Source organism: Pseudomonas sp. Root401 (genome assembly GCF_001425105.1).
Classification (GTDB): Bacteria; Pseudomonadota; Gammaproteobacteria; order Pseudomonadales; family Pseudomonadaceae; genus Aquipseudomonas; species Aquipseudomonas brassicacearum.
Genome location: NZ_LMDO01000046.1, coordinates 1 through 15,767, shown reverse-complemented (window position 1 = coordinate 15,767; position 15,767 = coordinate 1). Strand labels below are relative to the sequence as shown.

At 56.2% G+C, this 15,767-nt stretch carries 12 protein-coding genes, 1 tRNA gene and 1 pseudogene; all 14 read left to right on the top strand.

Annotated features, from left to right (window positions below; genetic code table 11):
- Window positions 1–114: pseudogene (locus ASC85_RS31700) on the top strand (EF-Tu/IF-2/RF-3 family GTPase); the annotation flags it as partial.
- Between the two features lie 53 nt (window positions 115–167).
- Window positions 168–243 (top strand) — tRNA-Trp (locus tag ASC85_RS25805).
- 45 nt (window positions 244–288) lie between these two features.
- Window positions 289–657, top strand: coding sequence for a preprotein translocase subunit SecE (gene secE / locus ASC85_RS25800; RefSeq protein WP_003206102.1), 369 nt, complete (start codon window positions 289–291; stop codon window positions 655–657).
- 9 nt (window positions 658–666) lie between these two features.
- The gene (nusG, locus tag ASC85_RS25795; protein WP_003186097.1) at window positions 667–1,200 is read left to right on the top strand and encodes a transcription termination/antitermination protein NusG; all 534 of its coding nucleotides are present in this window, start codon (window positions 667–669) and stop codon (window positions 1,198–1,200) included.
- Window positions 1,201–1,317: 117 nt separating this feature from the next.
- Window positions 1,318–1,749 carry a 50S ribosomal protein L11 gene (gene rplK / locus ASC85_RS25790; RefSeq protein ID WP_003176435.1) on the top strand — a complete coding sequence of 144 codons (432 nt, stop codon included), beginning with the start codon at window positions 1,318–1,320 and terminating at the stop codon, window positions 1,747–1,749.
- Window positions 1,749–2,444 (top strand): 50S ribosomal protein L1, encoded by a 696-nt coding sequence (rplA, locus tag ASC85_RS25785; RefSeq protein WP_003186095.1) that lies wholly within the window; start codon window positions 1,749–1,751, stop codon window positions 2,442–2,444. The genes rplK and rplA overlap by 1 nt, the downstream gene beginning before the upstream one ends.
- A 198-nt stretch (window positions 2,445–2,642) precedes the next feature.
- Window positions 2,643–3,143: a 50S ribosomal protein L10 gene (gene rplJ / locus ASC85_RS25780; protein ID WP_003206099.1), complete on the top strand. Its 501-nt coding sequence runs from the start codon at window positions 2,643–2,645 to the stop codon at window positions 3,141–3,143.
- A 78-nt stretch (window positions 3,144–3,221) separates the two neighbouring features.
- Window positions 3,222–3,587 (top strand): 50S ribosomal protein L7/L12, encoded by a 366-nt coding sequence (rplL, locus tag ASC85_RS25775; RefSeq protein ID WP_007970414.1) that lies wholly within the window; start codon window positions 3,222–3,224, stop codon window positions 3,585–3,587.
- A 220-nt stretch (window positions 3,588–3,807) separates the two neighbouring features.
- Window positions 3,808–7,881 carry a DNA-directed RNA polymerase subunit beta gene (gene rpoB, locus ASC85_RS25770; RefSeq protein ID WP_013694338.1) on the top strand — a complete coding sequence of 1,358 codons (4,074 nt, stop codon included), beginning with the start codon at window positions 3,808–3,810 and terminating at the stop codon, window positions 7,879–7,881.
- A 64-nt stretch (window positions 7,882–7,945) separates the two neighbouring features.
- Window positions 7,946–12,145, top strand: coding sequence for a DNA-directed RNA polymerase subunit beta' (gene rpoC, locus ASC85_RS25765; protein ID WP_047230482.1), 4,200 nt, complete (start codon window positions 7,946–7,948; stop codon window positions 12,143–12,145).
- A gap of 216 nt (window positions 12,146–12,361) precedes the next feature.
- Window positions 12,362–12,733 (top strand): 30S ribosomal protein S12, encoded by a 372-nt coding sequence (gene rpsL / locus ASC85_RS25760; RefSeq protein ID WP_003186084.1) that lies wholly within the window; start codon window positions 12,362–12,364, stop codon window positions 12,731–12,733.
- Between the two features lie 102 nt (window positions 12,734–12,835).
- Window positions 12,836–13,306, top strand: coding sequence for a 30S ribosomal protein S7 (gene rpsG, locus ASC85_RS25755; protein ID WP_003186074.1), 471 nt, complete (start codon window positions 12,836–12,838; stop codon window positions 13,304–13,306).
- 30 nt (window positions 13,307–13,336) lie between these two features.
- Entirely contained in the window at window positions 13,337–15,442 is a 2,106-nt protein-coding gene (gene fusA, locus ASC85_RS25750) for an elongation factor G (RefSeq protein WP_057451898.1), read from the top strand.
- A gap of 31 nt (window positions 15,443–15,473) precedes the next feature.
- A partial coding sequence (locus ASC85_RS25745) for a GTP-binding protein (protein WP_236712406.1) occupies window positions 15,474–15,767 on the top strand: 294 nt, incomplete at its 3' end.

Sequence of the window (15,767 nt, the reverse complement as noted above, 5' to 3'; positions counted from 1 at the left end):
CAGATGACTGTTACCCTGATCAAGACCATCGCGATGGAAGACGGTCTGCGTTTCGCTATCCGTGAAGGCGGTCGTACCGTCGGCGCTGGCGTCGTAGCTAAAGTCATCGAGTAAACAGTTGTAATGTCTTTTTCGGGCCGGCATAATGGTCGGCCTGATTTTGTTTTAGGTCAGTAGCTCAATTGGCAGAGCGACGGTCTCCAAAACCGTAGGTTGGGGGTTCGATTCCCTCCTGACCTGCCAGATTCACTCAGTGTGTCTGGCTTTCTTTTCACAGGATCTTCATAGATGACTCCTAAAGCTGAAGCTCAAGGCTCTCGCTTCGATCTGCTCAAGTGGCTAGTGGTAGTCGCTTTGGTGGTTATTGGCGTTGTTGGCAATCAGTATTATTCTGCTTCGCCGATCCTGTACCGCGTACTTGCATTGCTCGCCATTGCTGCTGTTGCTGCCTTTGTAGGCCTGCAGACAGCCAAGGGCAAGTCTTTCTTTGTACTCGCTAAGGAAGCTCGCACCGAGATTCGTAAAGTCGTATGGCCGACTCGCCAAGAAACCACGCAGACCACGTTGATCGTTGTGGCTGTTGTTCTGGTAATGGCGTTGCTGTTGTGGGGGCTCGATTCCCTGCTCGGCTGGCTTGTTTCCTTGATTGTTGGCTAAGGGTGTCCCGTGGCTAAGCGTTGGTACGTTGTGCATGCTTACTCGGGTTACGAGAAGCATGTTATGCGCTCGCTGGTAGAGCGCGTAAAGCTGGCTGGCATGGAAGATGGCTTTGGCGAGATTCTGGTCCCCACTGAAGAAGTGGTTGAGATGCGTAATGGCCAGAAGCGCAAAAGTGAACGTAAGTTCTTTCCGGGCTACGTGCTGGTACAGATGGACATGAACGAAGGGACTTGGCACTTGGTCAAGGATACCCCTCGGGTGATGGGCTTCATTGGCGGTACCGCCGACAAGCCTGCGCCGATCACGGATAAAGAGGCGGAAGCGATTCTGCGTCGCGTCGCTGATGGTAGCGACAAGCCGAAGCCGAAGACACTGTTTGAGCCAGGTGAGGTTGTACGCGTCACCGACGGTCCATTCGCTGATTTCAACGGCACGGTTGAAGAAGTTAACTACGAAAAGAGCCGGATCCAAGTGGCAGTGCTCATTTTCGGTCGCTCTACTCCGGTAGAGCTAGAGTTCAGTCAGGTCGAAAAGGTCTGATTGAGCAGGCATCCCAACCCCGCAGCCCAAGGCTGTGGGGTTTTGTCGTCACTGGGATAAACGCGCAAGTAACCGGGGAGCCTTTCGAGGCGTTCGAACCCGTAATTGGAGTGCCTCATGGCCAAGAAAATTACCGCTTACATCAAGCTGCAAGTGAAGGCCGCTCAGGCTAACCCAAGCCCACCTGTTGGTCCGGCCCTGGGTCAGCACGGCGTGAACATCATGGAATTCTGCAAGGCCTTCAACGCCCGTACTCAGGGTCTTGAGCCAGGTCTGCCGACTCCAGTGATCATCACTGTCTACAGCGACCGTAGCTTCACTTTCGAAACAAAAAGCACCCCGGCTTCGGTTCTGCTGAAGAAGGCTGCAGGTTTGACCAGCGGTTCCGCTCGTCCAAACACCGTTAAGGTTGGCACCGTTACCCGTGCTCAGCTGGAAGAAATCGCGAAAACCAAAAACGCGGATCTGACTGCAGCTGATATGGATGCAGCCGTGCGTACTATCGCCGGTTCTGCTCGTAGCATGGGCCTTAACGTGGAGGGTGTGTAATGGCTAAGCTGACCAAGCGTCAAAAGGCTATCGCCGGCAAAATCGAAGCAGGCAAGGCCTACAACTTTGTAGACGCCGCCGCTCTGCTGGCTGAGCTGTCGACTGTCAAGTTCAGCGAGTCGTTCGACGTTGCTGTAAACCTGGGCGTTGACCCACGTAAATCCGACCAGGTCGTTCGTAGCGCTACCGTGCTGCCACACGGCACTGGCAAGACCGTTCGTGTAGCTGTCTTCACCCAGGGCCCAGCAGCTGAAGCTGCTCTGGCTGCTGGTGCTGATCGCGTAGGCATGGACGATCTGGCAGCTGAAATGAAGGGCGGCGACCTGAACTATGACGTAGTGATCGCATCCCCGGATGCCATGCGCGTTGTAGGTCAGTTGGGTCAGATCCTCGGTCCACGTGGTCTGATGCCTAACCCTAAAGTCGGCACCGTAACGCCAGACGTAGCCACCGCGGTTAAAAACGCCAAGGCTGGTCAGGTTCGTTATCGCACCGACAAAAACGGCATCATCCACACTTCCGTTGGCAAGATCGGCTTCGACGCCGTCAAGCTGAAGGAAAACGTTGAAGCCCTGATCGCTGATCTGAAGCGTATCAAGCCAGCTTCTTCGAAAGGTATCTACGTCAAGCGCGTTACCCTGAGCACCACTATGGGCCCAGGTCTGGTCATCGATCAGAGCTCGCTCGACGCGTAAGACTCAGGTTGGCGCAAGTAATTGCGCCAATCAAAAAATTGGGGTCCCTGCCTGGCGGGGGCTGTCCAAGACCGTAGGCGACGCAAGTCTTAAACCACAAGCCTACGCAGATGGTGCTCCCGGTTCCTTACCGAATCAGACACCAAAACGACATTCGGTTTCGACCGGATGAAACGGTAACAAGCAGGAGTTAAACCCGTGGCAATTAAACTCGAAGACAAGAAGGCCATCGTCGCTGAAGTCAACGAGGCTGCCAAAGCTGCTCTGTCCGCTGTCGTGGCTGATGCCCGTGGCGTAACAGTAGGCGCTATGACCGGACTCCGTAAAGAGGCTCGTGAAGCTGGCGTTTACGTACGTGTTGTACGTAACACCCTGCTCAAGCGCGCTGTTGCTGACACTGAATACAGTGTCCTCAACGACGTGTTCACCGGCCCGACCTTGATCGCGTTCTCCACCCAACATCCTGGCGCTGCTGCCCGTTTGTTCAAGGAATTCGCCAAAGGTCAGGACAAGTTCGAGATTAAGGCAGCTGCGTTCGAGGGCAAGTTCCTCGCAGCTAACCAGATCGACGTACTGGCAACTCTGCCGACCCGTGACGAAGCAATTTCCCAGCTGATGAGCGTGATTCAAGGCGCAACCAGCAAATTGGCTCGTACTCTGGCGGCACTGCGCGACCAGAAAGAAGCTGCCGCAGCCTAAGGCTCGACACTCCTTTTCGCGTTTTTTGTTTATTTCGATGGTCGCGTAGGCCGTCCCCCAATCCAGGAATTTAGAGTCATGTCTATCTCTCAAAACGATATCCTCGAAGCCGTTGGCAACATGTCCGTAATGGAAGTTGTTGAGCTGATCAAAGCTTTCGAAGAAAAATTCGGTGTTACCGCTGCTGCTGCTTCCGCTGGTCCAGCTGTTGCTGCTGCCGTTGCTGAAGAGCAAACCGAATTCAACGTCATGCTGACCGAAGCTGGCGAGAAGAAAGTAAACGTGATCAAGGCAGTACGTGAACTGACCGGTCTGGGCCTGAAAGAAGCCAAGGCTGTAGTTGACGGCGCTCCTGCCATGGTTCTGGAAGCTGTTGCCAAAGACGCAGCTGACAAAGCCAAGGCCGCTCTGGAAGAAGCAGGCGCTAAAGTCGAGCTGAAGTAAGCATCGACTTTGCGTCTCCAGCCCGAGCGTTAAGCGACAGGCTGATGGCTGGTGGCTCTTGCCACCGGCCTTTTTCCGTTATTGGCAGCCGACTGGGTCGGTGCCGATAGCGAGCTGTAACCACCCGATGTGGTGGCGCAAACCATGGGGTTTGCACGATTTTCTGGCTGCTCCCGTCGGGAGGGGCCAAACAAGCAGGTGACCAAGCTGGGGAACGCTGATGGCTTACTCATATACTGAGAAAAAACGTATCCGCAAGGACTTTAGCAAGTTGCCGGACGTCATGGATGTGCCGTACCTCCTGGCCATCCAGCTGGATTCGTATCGTGAATTCTTGCAAGCGGGAGCGACTAAAGATCAGTTCCGCGACGTGGGCCTGCATGCGGCCTTCAAATCCGTTTTCCCGATCATCAGCTACTCCGGCAATGCTGCGCTGGAGTACGTCGGTTATCGCCTGGGCGAACCGGCATTTGATGTCAAAGAATGCGTATTGCGCGGTGTTACTTACGCCGTACCTTTGCGGGTAAAAGTGCGCCTGATCATTTTCGACAAAGAATCGTCGAACAAAGCGATCAAGGACATCAAAGAGCAAGAAGTCTACATGGGTGAAATCCCCCTGATGACTGAGAATGGTACCTTCGTAATCAACGGTACCGAGCGTGTAATCGTTTCCCAGCTGCACCGTTCTCCGGGCGTGTTCTTCGACCACGACCGTGGCAAGACGCACAGCTCCGGCAAACTGCTTTACTCCGCGCGCATCATTCCTTACCGCGGTTCGTGGTTGGACTTCGAGTTCGACCCGAAAGACTGCGTATTCGTGCGTATCGACCGTCGTCGCAAGCTGCCTGCATCGGTACTGCTGCGCGCGCTCGGCTATACCACCGAAGAAGTGTTGGACGCGTTCTACACCACCAACGTTTTCCATGTGCAGGGTGAAAACCTCAGCCTGGAACTGGTGCCTCAGCGCCTGCGCGGTGAAATCGCTGTCCTCGATATCCAGGATGACAAAGGCAAGGTTATTGTCGAGCAGGGTCGTCGTATCACCGCTCGCCACATCAACCAGCTGGAAAAAGCCGGGATCAAAGAGCTGCAGGTGCCTCTGGACTACGTCCTGGGTCGCACCACGGCCAAGGTCATCGTGCATCCGGCCACCGGCGAAATCCTGGCAGAGTGCAACACCGAGCTGAACACCGAGATCCTGGCAAAAATCGCCAAGGCCCAGGTCGTTCGCATCGAGACGCTGTACACCAACGACATCGACTGCGGTCCGTTCATCTCCGACACGCTGAAGATCGACTCCACCGGCAACCAACTGGAAGCCCTGGTCGAGATCTATCGCATGATGCGTCCTGGCGAGCCGCCAACCAAGGATGCCGCCGAGACTCTGTTCAACAACCTGTTCTTCAGCCCTGAGCGCTATGACCTGTCTGCGGTCGGCCGGATGAAGTTCAACCGTCGTATCGGTCGTACCGAAATCGAAGGTTCGGGTGTACTGAACAAGGACGACATCGTTGCTGTCCTCAAGACCCTGGTCGACATCCGTAACGGCAAGGGCATCGTCGATGACATCGACCACCTGGGTAACCGTCGTGTTCGCTGCGTAGGCGAAATGGCCGAGAACCAGTTCCGTGTTGGCCTGGTGCGCGTAGAGCGTGCGGTCAAGGAACGTCTGTCGATGGCTGAAAGCGAAGGCCTGATGCCGCAAGACCTGATCAACGCCAAGCCTGTGGCTGCGGCGGTGAAGGAGTTCTTCGGTTCGAGCCAGCTGTCCCAGTTCATGGACCAGAACAACCCGCTGTCCGAGATCACCCACAAGCGTCGTGTCTCCGCGCTCGGCCCGGGCGGTCTGACCCGTGAGCGTGCAGGCTTCGAAGTTCGTGACGTACACCCGACGCACTATGGTCGTGTATGCCCGATCGAAACGCCGGAAGGTCCGAACATCGGTCTGATCAACTCCCTGGCTGCCTATGCCCGCACCAACCAGTACGGCTTCCTCGAGAGCCCGTACCGTGTGGTGAAAGACGCCCTGGTTACCGACGAGATCGTGTTCCTGTCCGCCATCGAAGAAGCTGATCACGTGATCGCTCAGGCTTCGGCCACGATGAACGACAAGAAGGTCCTGGTCGACGAACTGGTAGCTGTTCGTCACTTGAACGAGTTCACCGTCAAGGCGCCGGAAGACGTCACCTTGATGGACGTATCGCCGAAGCAGGTAGTTTCGGTTGCAGCGTCGCTGATCCCGTTCCTCGAGCACGACGACGCCAACCGTGCGTTGATGGGTTCGAACATGCAGCGTCAAGCTGTACCCACCCTGCGTGCCGACAAGCCGCTGGTAGGTACCGGCATGGAGCGTAACGTTGCCCGTGACTCCGGCGTTTGCGTCGTGGCTCGTCGTGGTGGCGTGATCGACTCCGTCGACGCCAGCCGTATCGTGGTTCGTGTTGCCGATGACGAAGTTGAAACTGGCGAAGCCGGTGTCGACATCTACAACCTGACCAAATACACCCGCTCCAACCAGAACACCTGCATCAACCAGCGTCCGCTGGTGAGCAAGGGTGATCGGGTTCAGCGCAGCGACATCATGGCCGACGGTCCGTCCACCGATATGGGTGAACTGGCCCTGGGTCAGAACATGCGCATCGCGTTCATGGCATGGAACGGCTTCAACTTCGAAGACTCCATCTGCCTGTCCGAGCGTGTGGTTCAGGAAGACCGCTTCACCACGATCCACATCCAGGAACTGACCTGTGTGGCTCGTGACACCAAGCTTGGCCCAGAGGAAATCACTGCGGACATCCCGAACGTGGGTGAAGCTGCACTGAACAAGCTGGACGAAGCCGGTATCGTTTACGTAGGTGCTGAAGTAGGCGCAGGCGACATCCTGGTGGGCAAGGTCACTCCGAAAGGCGAGACCCAGCTGACTCCGGAAGAAAAACTGCTGCGTGCCATCTTCGGTGAAAAAGCCAGCGACGTTAAAGACACCTCCCTGCGCGTGCCTACCGGCACCAAGGGTACCGTCATCGACGTACAAGTCTTCACTCGCGACGGCGTTGAGCGCGATGCTCGTGCACTGTCGATCGAGAAGACTCAACTCGACGAGATCCGCAAGGACCTGAACGAAGAGTTCCGTATCGTCGAAGGCGCAACTTTCGAGCGTCTGCGCTCCGCTCTGGTCGGCCACAAAGCCGAAGGCGGCGCCGGCCTGAAGAAAGGTCAGGAAATCACCGACGAAGTTCTCGACGGTCTTGAGCACGGCCAGTGGTTCAAACTGCGCATGGCTGAAGATGCTCTGAACGAGCAGCTCGAGAAGGCCCAGGCCTATATCGTTGATCGCCGCCGTCTGCTGGACGACAAGTTCGAAGACAAGAAGCGCAAACTGCAGCAGGGCGATGACCTGGCTCCAGGCGTGCTGAAAATCGTCAAGGTTTACCTGGCAATCCGTCGTCGCATCCAGCCGGGCGACAAGATGGCCGGTCGTCACGGTAACAAAGGTGTGGTCTCCGTGATCATGCCGGTTGAAGACATGCCGCACGATGCCAATGGCACCCCGGTCGATGTGGTCCTCAACCCGTTGGGCGTACCTTCGCGTATGAACGTTGGTCAGATCCTTGAAACCCACCTGGGCCTTGCGGCCAAGGGCTTGGGCGAGAAGATCAACCGTATGATCGAAGAGCAGCGCAAGGTCGCTGACCTGCGTAAGTTCCTGCACGAGATCTACAACGAGATCGGCGGTCGCAACGAAGAGCTGGACACCTTCTCCGACCAGGAAATCCTGGATCTGGCGAAGAACCTGCGCGGCGGCGTTCCAATGGCTACTCCGGTGTTCGACGGTGCCAAGGAAAGCGAAATCAAGGCCATGCTGAAACTGGCAGATCTGCCAGAAAGCGGCCAGATGCAGCTGTTCGACGGCCGTACCGGCAACAAGTTCGAGCGCCCGGTTACCGTTGGCTACATGTACATGCTGAAGCTGAACCACTTGGTAGACGACAAGATGCACGCTCGTTCTACCGGTTCTTACAGCCTGGTTACCCAGCAGCCGCTGGGTGGTAAGGCGCAGTTCGGTGGTCAGCGTTTCGGGGAGATGGAGGTCTGGGCACTGGAAGCGTACGGTGCTGCATACACTCTGCAAGAAATGCTCACAGTGAAGTCGGACGATGTGAACGGCCGGACCAAGATGTACAAAAACATCGTGGACGGCGATCACCGTATGGAGCCGGGCATGCCCGAGTCTTTCAACGTGTTGATCAAGGAAATTCGTTCCCTCGGCATCGATATCGATCTGGAAACCGAATAACACGTGACGCGAATCGAGAGCGGGGCTGTTTTGCCCGCTCTCTGCTCCGCCAGGAGGAAAGGCCTTGAAAGACCTACTGAATTTGCTGAAAAACCAGGGTCAAGTCGAAGAGTTCGACGCCATCCGTATTGGATTGGCCTCGCCTGAGATGATCCGTTCGTGGTCGTTCGGTGAAGTTAAAAAGCCGGAAACCATCAACTACCGTACGTTCAAACCTGAGCGTGACGGCCTGTTCTGCGCCAAGATTTTTGGCCCGGTCAAGGATTACGAGTGCCTGTGCGGTAAGTACAAGCGCTTGAAGCACCGTGGTGTGATCTGCGAGAAGTGCGGCGTTGAAGTCGCGCTGGCAAAAGTTCGTCGTGAGCGCATGGCGCACATCGAACTGGCCTCGCCAGTTGCCCACATCTGGTTCCTGAAATCGCTGCCGTCCCGTATCGGCCTGCTGATGGACATGACCCTGCGTGATATCGAACGCGTTCTCTACTTCGAGAGCTATGTCGTTATCGATCCAGGCATGACCACCCTTGAAAAAGGTCAGCTGCTCAACGACGAGCAGTACTTCGAAGCGCTGGAAGAGTTCGGCGACGATTTCGATGCCCGCATGGGTGCCGAAGCTGTCCGCGAGCTGCTGCACGCTATCGACCTGGAGCACGAGATTGGCCGTCTGCGCGAAGAAATTCCGCAAACCAACTCCGAAACCAAGATCAAGAAGCTGTCCAAGCGTCTGAAGTTGATGGAAGCCTTCCAGGGTTCCGGCAACCTGCCAGAGTGGATGGTGCTGACCGTTCTGCCGGTTCTGCCGCCAGACCTGCGTCCACTGGTTCCGCTTGATGGCGGTCGTTTCGCGACTTCCGACCTCAACGATCTGTATCGTCGAGTGATCAACCGTAACAACCGCTTGAAGCGTCTGCTCGATCTGTCCGCTCCGGACATCATCGTGCGCAACGAAAAGCGTATGTTGCAGGAAGCGGTCGATGCACTGCTCGACAACGGTCGTCGTGGCCGCGCTATCACCGGTTCCAACAAGCGTCCTCTGAAATCCCTGGCTGACATGATCAAGGGTAAGCAGGGTCGTTTCCGTCAGAACTTGCTCGGTAAGCGTGTTGACTACTCCGGTCGTTCGGTAATTACCGTAGGCCCGACCCTGCGTCTGCACCAGTGCGGTCTGCCAAAGAAAATGGCCCTGGAACTGTTCAAGCCGTTCATTTTCGGCAAGCTGGAAATGCGTGGTCTTGCGACCACCATCAAAGCGGCCAAGAAAATGGTCGAGCGCGAGCTGCCAGAGGTCTGGGACGTTCTCGCTGAAGTGATTCGCGAACACCCGGTCCTGCTCAACCGTGCACCGACCCTTCACCGTCTGGGCATCCAGGCGTTTGAACCGGTACTGATCGAAGGTAAGGCTATCCAGCTGCACCCGCTGGTCTGTGCTGCGTACAACGCCGACTTCGACGGCGACCAGATGGCCGTGCACGTACCGCTGACACTGGAAGCCCAGTTGGAAGCGCGTGCGTTGATGATGTCGACCAACAACATCCTGTCGCCAGCCAACGGTGAACCAATCATCGTTCCGTCGCAGGACGTTGTATTGGGTCTGTACTACATGACACGTGAAGCGATCAACGCCAAGGGCGAAGGTCGTGTGTTCGCTGATCTGCAGGAAGTTGACCGTGTGTTCCGTGCCGGCGAAGCCGCACTGCACGCCAAGGTCAAGGTGCGGATCAACGAAACCGTGAACGATCGTGATGGCGGCAGCGTGACCAACACTCGTATCGTCGACACTACCGTCGGCCGTGCGCTGTTGTTCCAGGTTGTGCCAAAAGGTCTGTCCTTCGACGTCGTCAACCTGCCGATGAAGAAAAAGGCGATCTCCAAGCTGATCAACCAGTGTTATCGCGTGGTTGGTCTGAAAGAGACCGTGATCTTCGCTGACCAGTTGATGTACACCGGTTTTGCCTATTCGACCATTTCCGGCGTTTCCATCGGTGTTAACGACTTCGTTATCCCGGATGAAAAAGCCCGCATCATCGGTGCTGCTACCGAAGAAGTGAAAGAGATCGAAAGCCAATATGCCTCCGGCCTGGTAACCCAGGGCGAGAAGTACAACAAGGTAATCGACCTCTGGTCCAAGGCGAACGACGAAGTTTCCAAGGCGATGATGGCCAACCTCTCGAAAGAGAAAGTCATCGACCGTCATGGCAACGAAGTCGACCAGGAATCCTTCAACTCGATGTACATGATGGCCGACTCGGGCGCACGGGGTTCTGCTGCGCAGATCCGTCAGCTCGCCGGTATGCGTGGCCTGATGGCCAAGCCGGACGGCTCCATCATCGAGACCCCGATTACTGCGAACTTCCGTGAAGGTTTGAGCGTACTTCAGTACTTCATCTCCACTCACGGTGCTCGTAAGGGTCTTGCGGATACCGCCTTGAAAACGGCGAACTCCGGTTACCTGACTCGTCGTCTGGTAGACGTTGCCCAGGATCTGGTCGTGACCGAGATCGATTGTGGCACCGAACATGGCCTGGTAATGACTCCGCACATTGAAGGCGGTGACGTTGTAGAGCCGTTGGGTGAGCGCGTATTGGGTCGTGTCATCGCCCGTGACGTATTCAAGCCGGGTACCGAGGACGTAATCGTTCCTGCGGGCACCCTGGTTGACGAGAAGTGGGTCGAGTTCATCGAACTCAACAGCATCGACGAAGTGATCGTACGTTCGCCGATCAGCTGCGAAACTCGCTACGGCATCTGCGCCAAGTGCTACGGTCGCGATCTGGCACGTGGTCACCAGGTGAACATCGGTGAAGCGGTCGGCGTTATCGCTGCCCAGTCCATCGGTGAGCCGGGTACCCAGCTGACGATGCGTACGTTCCACATCGGTGGTGCGGCAAGCCGGACCTCCGCGGCCGACAGCGTTCAGGTGAAGAATGGCGGTACCGTCCGTCTGCACAACCTGAAGCACGTTGAGCGAGTGGATGGTCACCTGGTTGCTGTGTCCCGTTCCGGTGAGCTGGCCATCGCTGACGACTTCGGTCGCGAGCGCGAGCGCTACAAGCTGCCGTACGGTGCTGTGATTTCGGTCAAGGAAGGTGACAAGGTCGACGCTGGCGCCATCGTGGCCAAGTGGGACCCGCACACTCACCCGATCGTTACCGAAATGAAAGGTACCGTGACCTACGTGGGCATGGAAGAAGGCATCACGATCAAGCGTCAGACCGACGAATTGACCGGTATGACCAACATTGAAGTACTCGATGCGAAAGATCGTCCAGCTGCTGGCAAGGACATCCGTCCTGCTGTGAAGATGGTCGACGACAACGGCAAGGATCTGTTGCTGCCAGGCACTGACGTAATCGCTCAGTACTTCCTGCCAGCCAACGCCCTGGTCGGTGTTGCGGACGGCGCGCGGATCGCGATCGGTGATGTTATCGCCCGTATCCCGCAGGAAACTTCGAAAACCCGCGACATCACCGGTGGTCTGCCGCGTGTTGCCGACTTGTTCGAAGCTCGTCGTCCGAAAGAAGCCTCGATTCTGGCTGAAGTCAGCGGCACCATCGCGTTCGGTAAAGAGACCAAGGGCAAGCGTCGCCTGGTCATTACCCCGAACGACGGTAGCGATCCGTACGAAGAGCTGATTCCGAAGTGGCGTCACCTGAACGTCTTCGAAGGCGAACAGGTAAACCGCGGCGAAGTTATCTCGGACGGCCCGAGCGATCCACACGACATCCTGCGTCTGCTGGGTGTGAGTGCGCTGGCCAAGTACATCGTGAACGAGATCCAGGACGTTTACCGTCTGCAAGGCGTGAAGATCAACGACAAGCACATCGAGACCATCCTGCGTCAGATGCTGCGTAAGGTCGAGATCGCTGAATCCGGCGACTCGAGTTTCATCAAGGGCGACCAGATGGAACTGACTCACGTACTGGTGGAAAACGAGCGCCTGGCGACCGAAGACAAGTTTGTCTCCAAGTTCACTCGTGTGCTGCTGGGTATCACCAAGGCGTCGTTGTCCACCGAATCGTTCATCTCGGCGGCTTCCTTCCAGGAAACCACCCGCGTACTGACCGAAGCGGCGGTAACCGGCAAGCGCGATTATCTGCGCGGCCTGAAAGAAAACGTGGTCGTGGGTCGTCTGATCCCGGCTGGTACCGGTTTGGCCTATCACAGCGAGCGCAAGCGTCGCCGTGATGCTGACAAGCCGTTGCGCGTAAGCGCCAGTGAAGTGGAAGCTGCACTGACCGAAGCACTGAACTCGAGTGGTAACTGAGTTCTGCGGTAATTGAGTGCCTGGCCCTGGTCGCCCCGTTCGGCGGATCGAGACAAATTGTCGAGATCCGGCGGGCGGGGAGGTCGGGGCCTTGCCTTGACTGGGGACAAGATCCTCTTTAGACTCTTGATCCCCTAAATTTGGCGGGAATTCGTTCCTGCCATTTTGCTTTTCTTGTAAGACAATAGCGTCGCAAGACAACAGTGGAGCTAGTAGATGGCAACTATCAACCAGCTGGTACGTCAGCCGCGTAAGCGTATCGTCGAGAAATCCGACGTGCCTGCGCTGCAGAACTGCCCGCAACGTCGTGGCGTATGCACCCGTGTGTATACCACCACGCCGAAAAAACCTAACTCGGCACTGCGTAAAGTATGCCGTGTGCGTCTGACCAACGGTTTCGAGGTTTCCTCGTACATCGGCGGTGAAGGCCACAACCTGCAAGAACACAGCGTGGTACTGATCCGTGGCGGTCGTGTAAAAGACTTGCCAGGTGTTCGTTACCACACCGTTCGCGGCTCTTTGGATACTTCCGGCGTTAAAGGTCGTAACCAAGGTCGTTCGAAGTACGGTACCAAGCGTCCGAAATAATCGGCCGTTTTGCAGTTTTTAATTTTATTGAGTCGATAAGAGTAAGGTCGGGCACGCATCTGCTGTCCCGGGCTAACCTGAAGACCGTTTGAGGGCTTATCAATGCCAAGACGTCGCGTAGCAGCCAAACGTGAGATTCTGGACGATCCGAAATACGGAAGCCAGATTCTCGCCAAGTTCATGAACCACGTAATGGAAAGCGGCAAGAAAGCCGTTGCCGAGCGTATCGTTTATGGCGCACTGGACAAAGTTAAGGAACGCAAGAACAGCGATCCCCTGGAAATCTTCGAGAAAGCTCTCGACGCCATCGCTCCGCTGGTCGAAGTGAAGTCGCGCCGTGTAGGCGGTGCTACTTACCAGGTTCCGGTCGAAGTTCGTCCGTCCCGTCGTAACGCCCTGGCAATGCGCTGGTTGGTAGACTTCGCCCGCAAGCGCGGCGAGAAGTCCATGGCCCTGCGTTTGGCTGGCGAACTGTTGGACGCTGCTGAAGGTAAAGGTGCTGCAGTTAAGAAGCGTGAAGACGTGCACCGTATGGCTGAAGCCAACAAGGCTTTCTCGCACTACCGCTTCTAATTTTAGCGTCACTCAATTTGCGAGGGCTTTATGGCTCGTACTACACCGATTAACCGCTACCGTAACATCGGTATCGTTGCTCACGTGGATGCTGGTAAAACCACCACCACCGAGCGCGTCCTTTTTTACACCGGCAAAAGTCACAAGATGGGCGAGGTGCATGATGGCGCCGCGACCACCGACTGGATGGTGCAGGAGCAGGAGCGTGGTATTACCATTACTTCTGCTGCCATTACCGCTTTCTGGAAGGGTTCCGAGAAGCAGTACAAGGACGAGCACCGCTTCAACGTCATCGATACCCCGGGCCACGTTGACTTCACCATTGAAGTAGAACGTTCCCTGCGCGTACTCGACGGCGCTGTGGTTGTATTCTGCGGCACTTCGGGTGTTGAGCCTCAGTCGGAAACCGTATGGCGTCAAGCCAACAAATACGGCGTTCCGCGTCTTGTTTATGTGAACAAGATGGACCGTGCTGGTGCCAACTTCCTGCGCGTGATCGGTCAGATCAAGCAGCGTCTGGGCCACACTCCAGTGCCTATCCAGCTGGCTATCGGTTCCGAGGACAACTTCCAGGGTCAGATCGATCTGATCAACATGCAAGCGGTCTACTGGAACGATGCTGACAAAGGCATGGTCCCTGTTCGCAAGGACATTCCTGCTGAGTTGCTGGAAGAAGCCGAGCAATGGCGCAGCAACATGGTTGAGGCTGCGGCCGAAGCCAGCGAAGAGCTGATGAACAAGTACCTCGAGGGTGAAGAACTCACCAACGAGGAAATCAAGGCCGCTCTGCGTCAGCGTACTATCGCTGGTGAAATCGTCCTGGCTGTTTGCGGTTCTTCCTTCAAGAACAAGGGTGTTCCCCTGGTTCTCGACGCCGTTATCGACTTCCTGCCTGCGCCGACCGACATTCCTGCCATCAAGGGTACTGACCCGGATGACGAGACTGTCGAGCTGGAGCGTCATGCAGACGACAACGAGCCGTTCTCGGCTCTGGCGTTCAAGATCGCTACCGACCCATTCGTGGGTACCTTGACCTTTGTCCGTGTTTACTCGGGCGTGTTGAACTCCGGCGACGGCGTGATCAACTCTGTAAAAGGCAAGAAAGAGCGCGTAGGTCGTATGGTGCAAATGCACGCAAACGCCCGCGAAGAGATCAAGGAAGTGCGCGCTGGTGACATCGCGGCCTTGATCGGCATGAAGGATGTCACCACTGGTGAAACCTTGTGCAATGGCGACAAGCCAATCATCCTGGTTCGCATGGACTTCCCGGAGCCGGTTATTTCGGTTGCCGTTGAGCCTAAGACCAAGGACGACCAGGAAAAAATGGGTATCGCTCTGGGCAAGCTTGCTCAGGAAGACCCGTCTTTCCGCGTCAAGACTGATGAAGAGACTGGTCAGACGATCATCTCGGGCATGGGCGAGTTGCACCTGGACATCCTGGTTGACCGGATGCGCCGTGAGTTCAACGTCGAAGCCAACATCGGTAAGCCTCAGGTTTCCTATCGTGAGCGCATCACGAAGAGCTGCGAAATCGAAGGCAAGTTCGTTCGCCAGTCCGGCGGTCGTGGCCAGTTCGGTCATTGCTGGATTCGTTTTGCACCTGCTGACGAAGGTCAGGAAGGTCTGCAATTCCTGAACGAAGTCGTAGGTGGTGTGGTTCCTAAGGAATACATCCCGGCGATCCAGAAGGGTATCGAAGAGCAGATGAAGAACGGCGTTGTCGCCGGCTATCCGCTGATCGGCCTGAAGGCGACTGTGTTCGATGGTTCTTACCATGACGTCGACTCCAACGAGATGGCGTTTAAGGTGGCTGCTTCCATGGCAACCAAGCAACTGGCCCAGAAGGGCGGTGGTGAGTTGCTTGAGCCGATCATGGCGGTAGAGGTCGTTACGCCTGAAGACTACATGGGTGATGTCATGGGCGACCTTAACCGTCGTCGTGGCATGATTCTGGGTATGGAAGATACGGTTTCCGGCAAAGTGATTCGTGCTGAGGTCCCGTTGGGTGAAATGTTCGGTTACGCGACCGACGTTCGTTCCATGTCTCAGGGTCGCGCAAGCTACTCTATGGAATTCAAAAAATACAATACAGCTCCGTCGCATATCGTCGAGACTGTTACCAAAAAGCAAGGCTGATTCAGCCCCTTTAAGCTAGGAGTTAATTGTCGTGGCTAAAGAAAAATTTGAACGGAACAAACCGCACGTCAACGTTGGCACCATTGGTCACGTTGACCACGGTAAAACCACGCTGACCGCTGCTCTGACCCGTGTCTGCTCCGAAGTTTTCGGTTCGGCCAAGGTTGACTTCGACAAGATCGACAGCGCCCCGGAAGAGAAAGCTCGCGGTATCACCATCAACACTGCTCACGTTGAATACGATTCGGCCGTGCGTCACTACGCACACGTTGACTGCCCAGGTCACGCCGACTACGTAAAAAACATGATCACTGGTGCTGCCCAG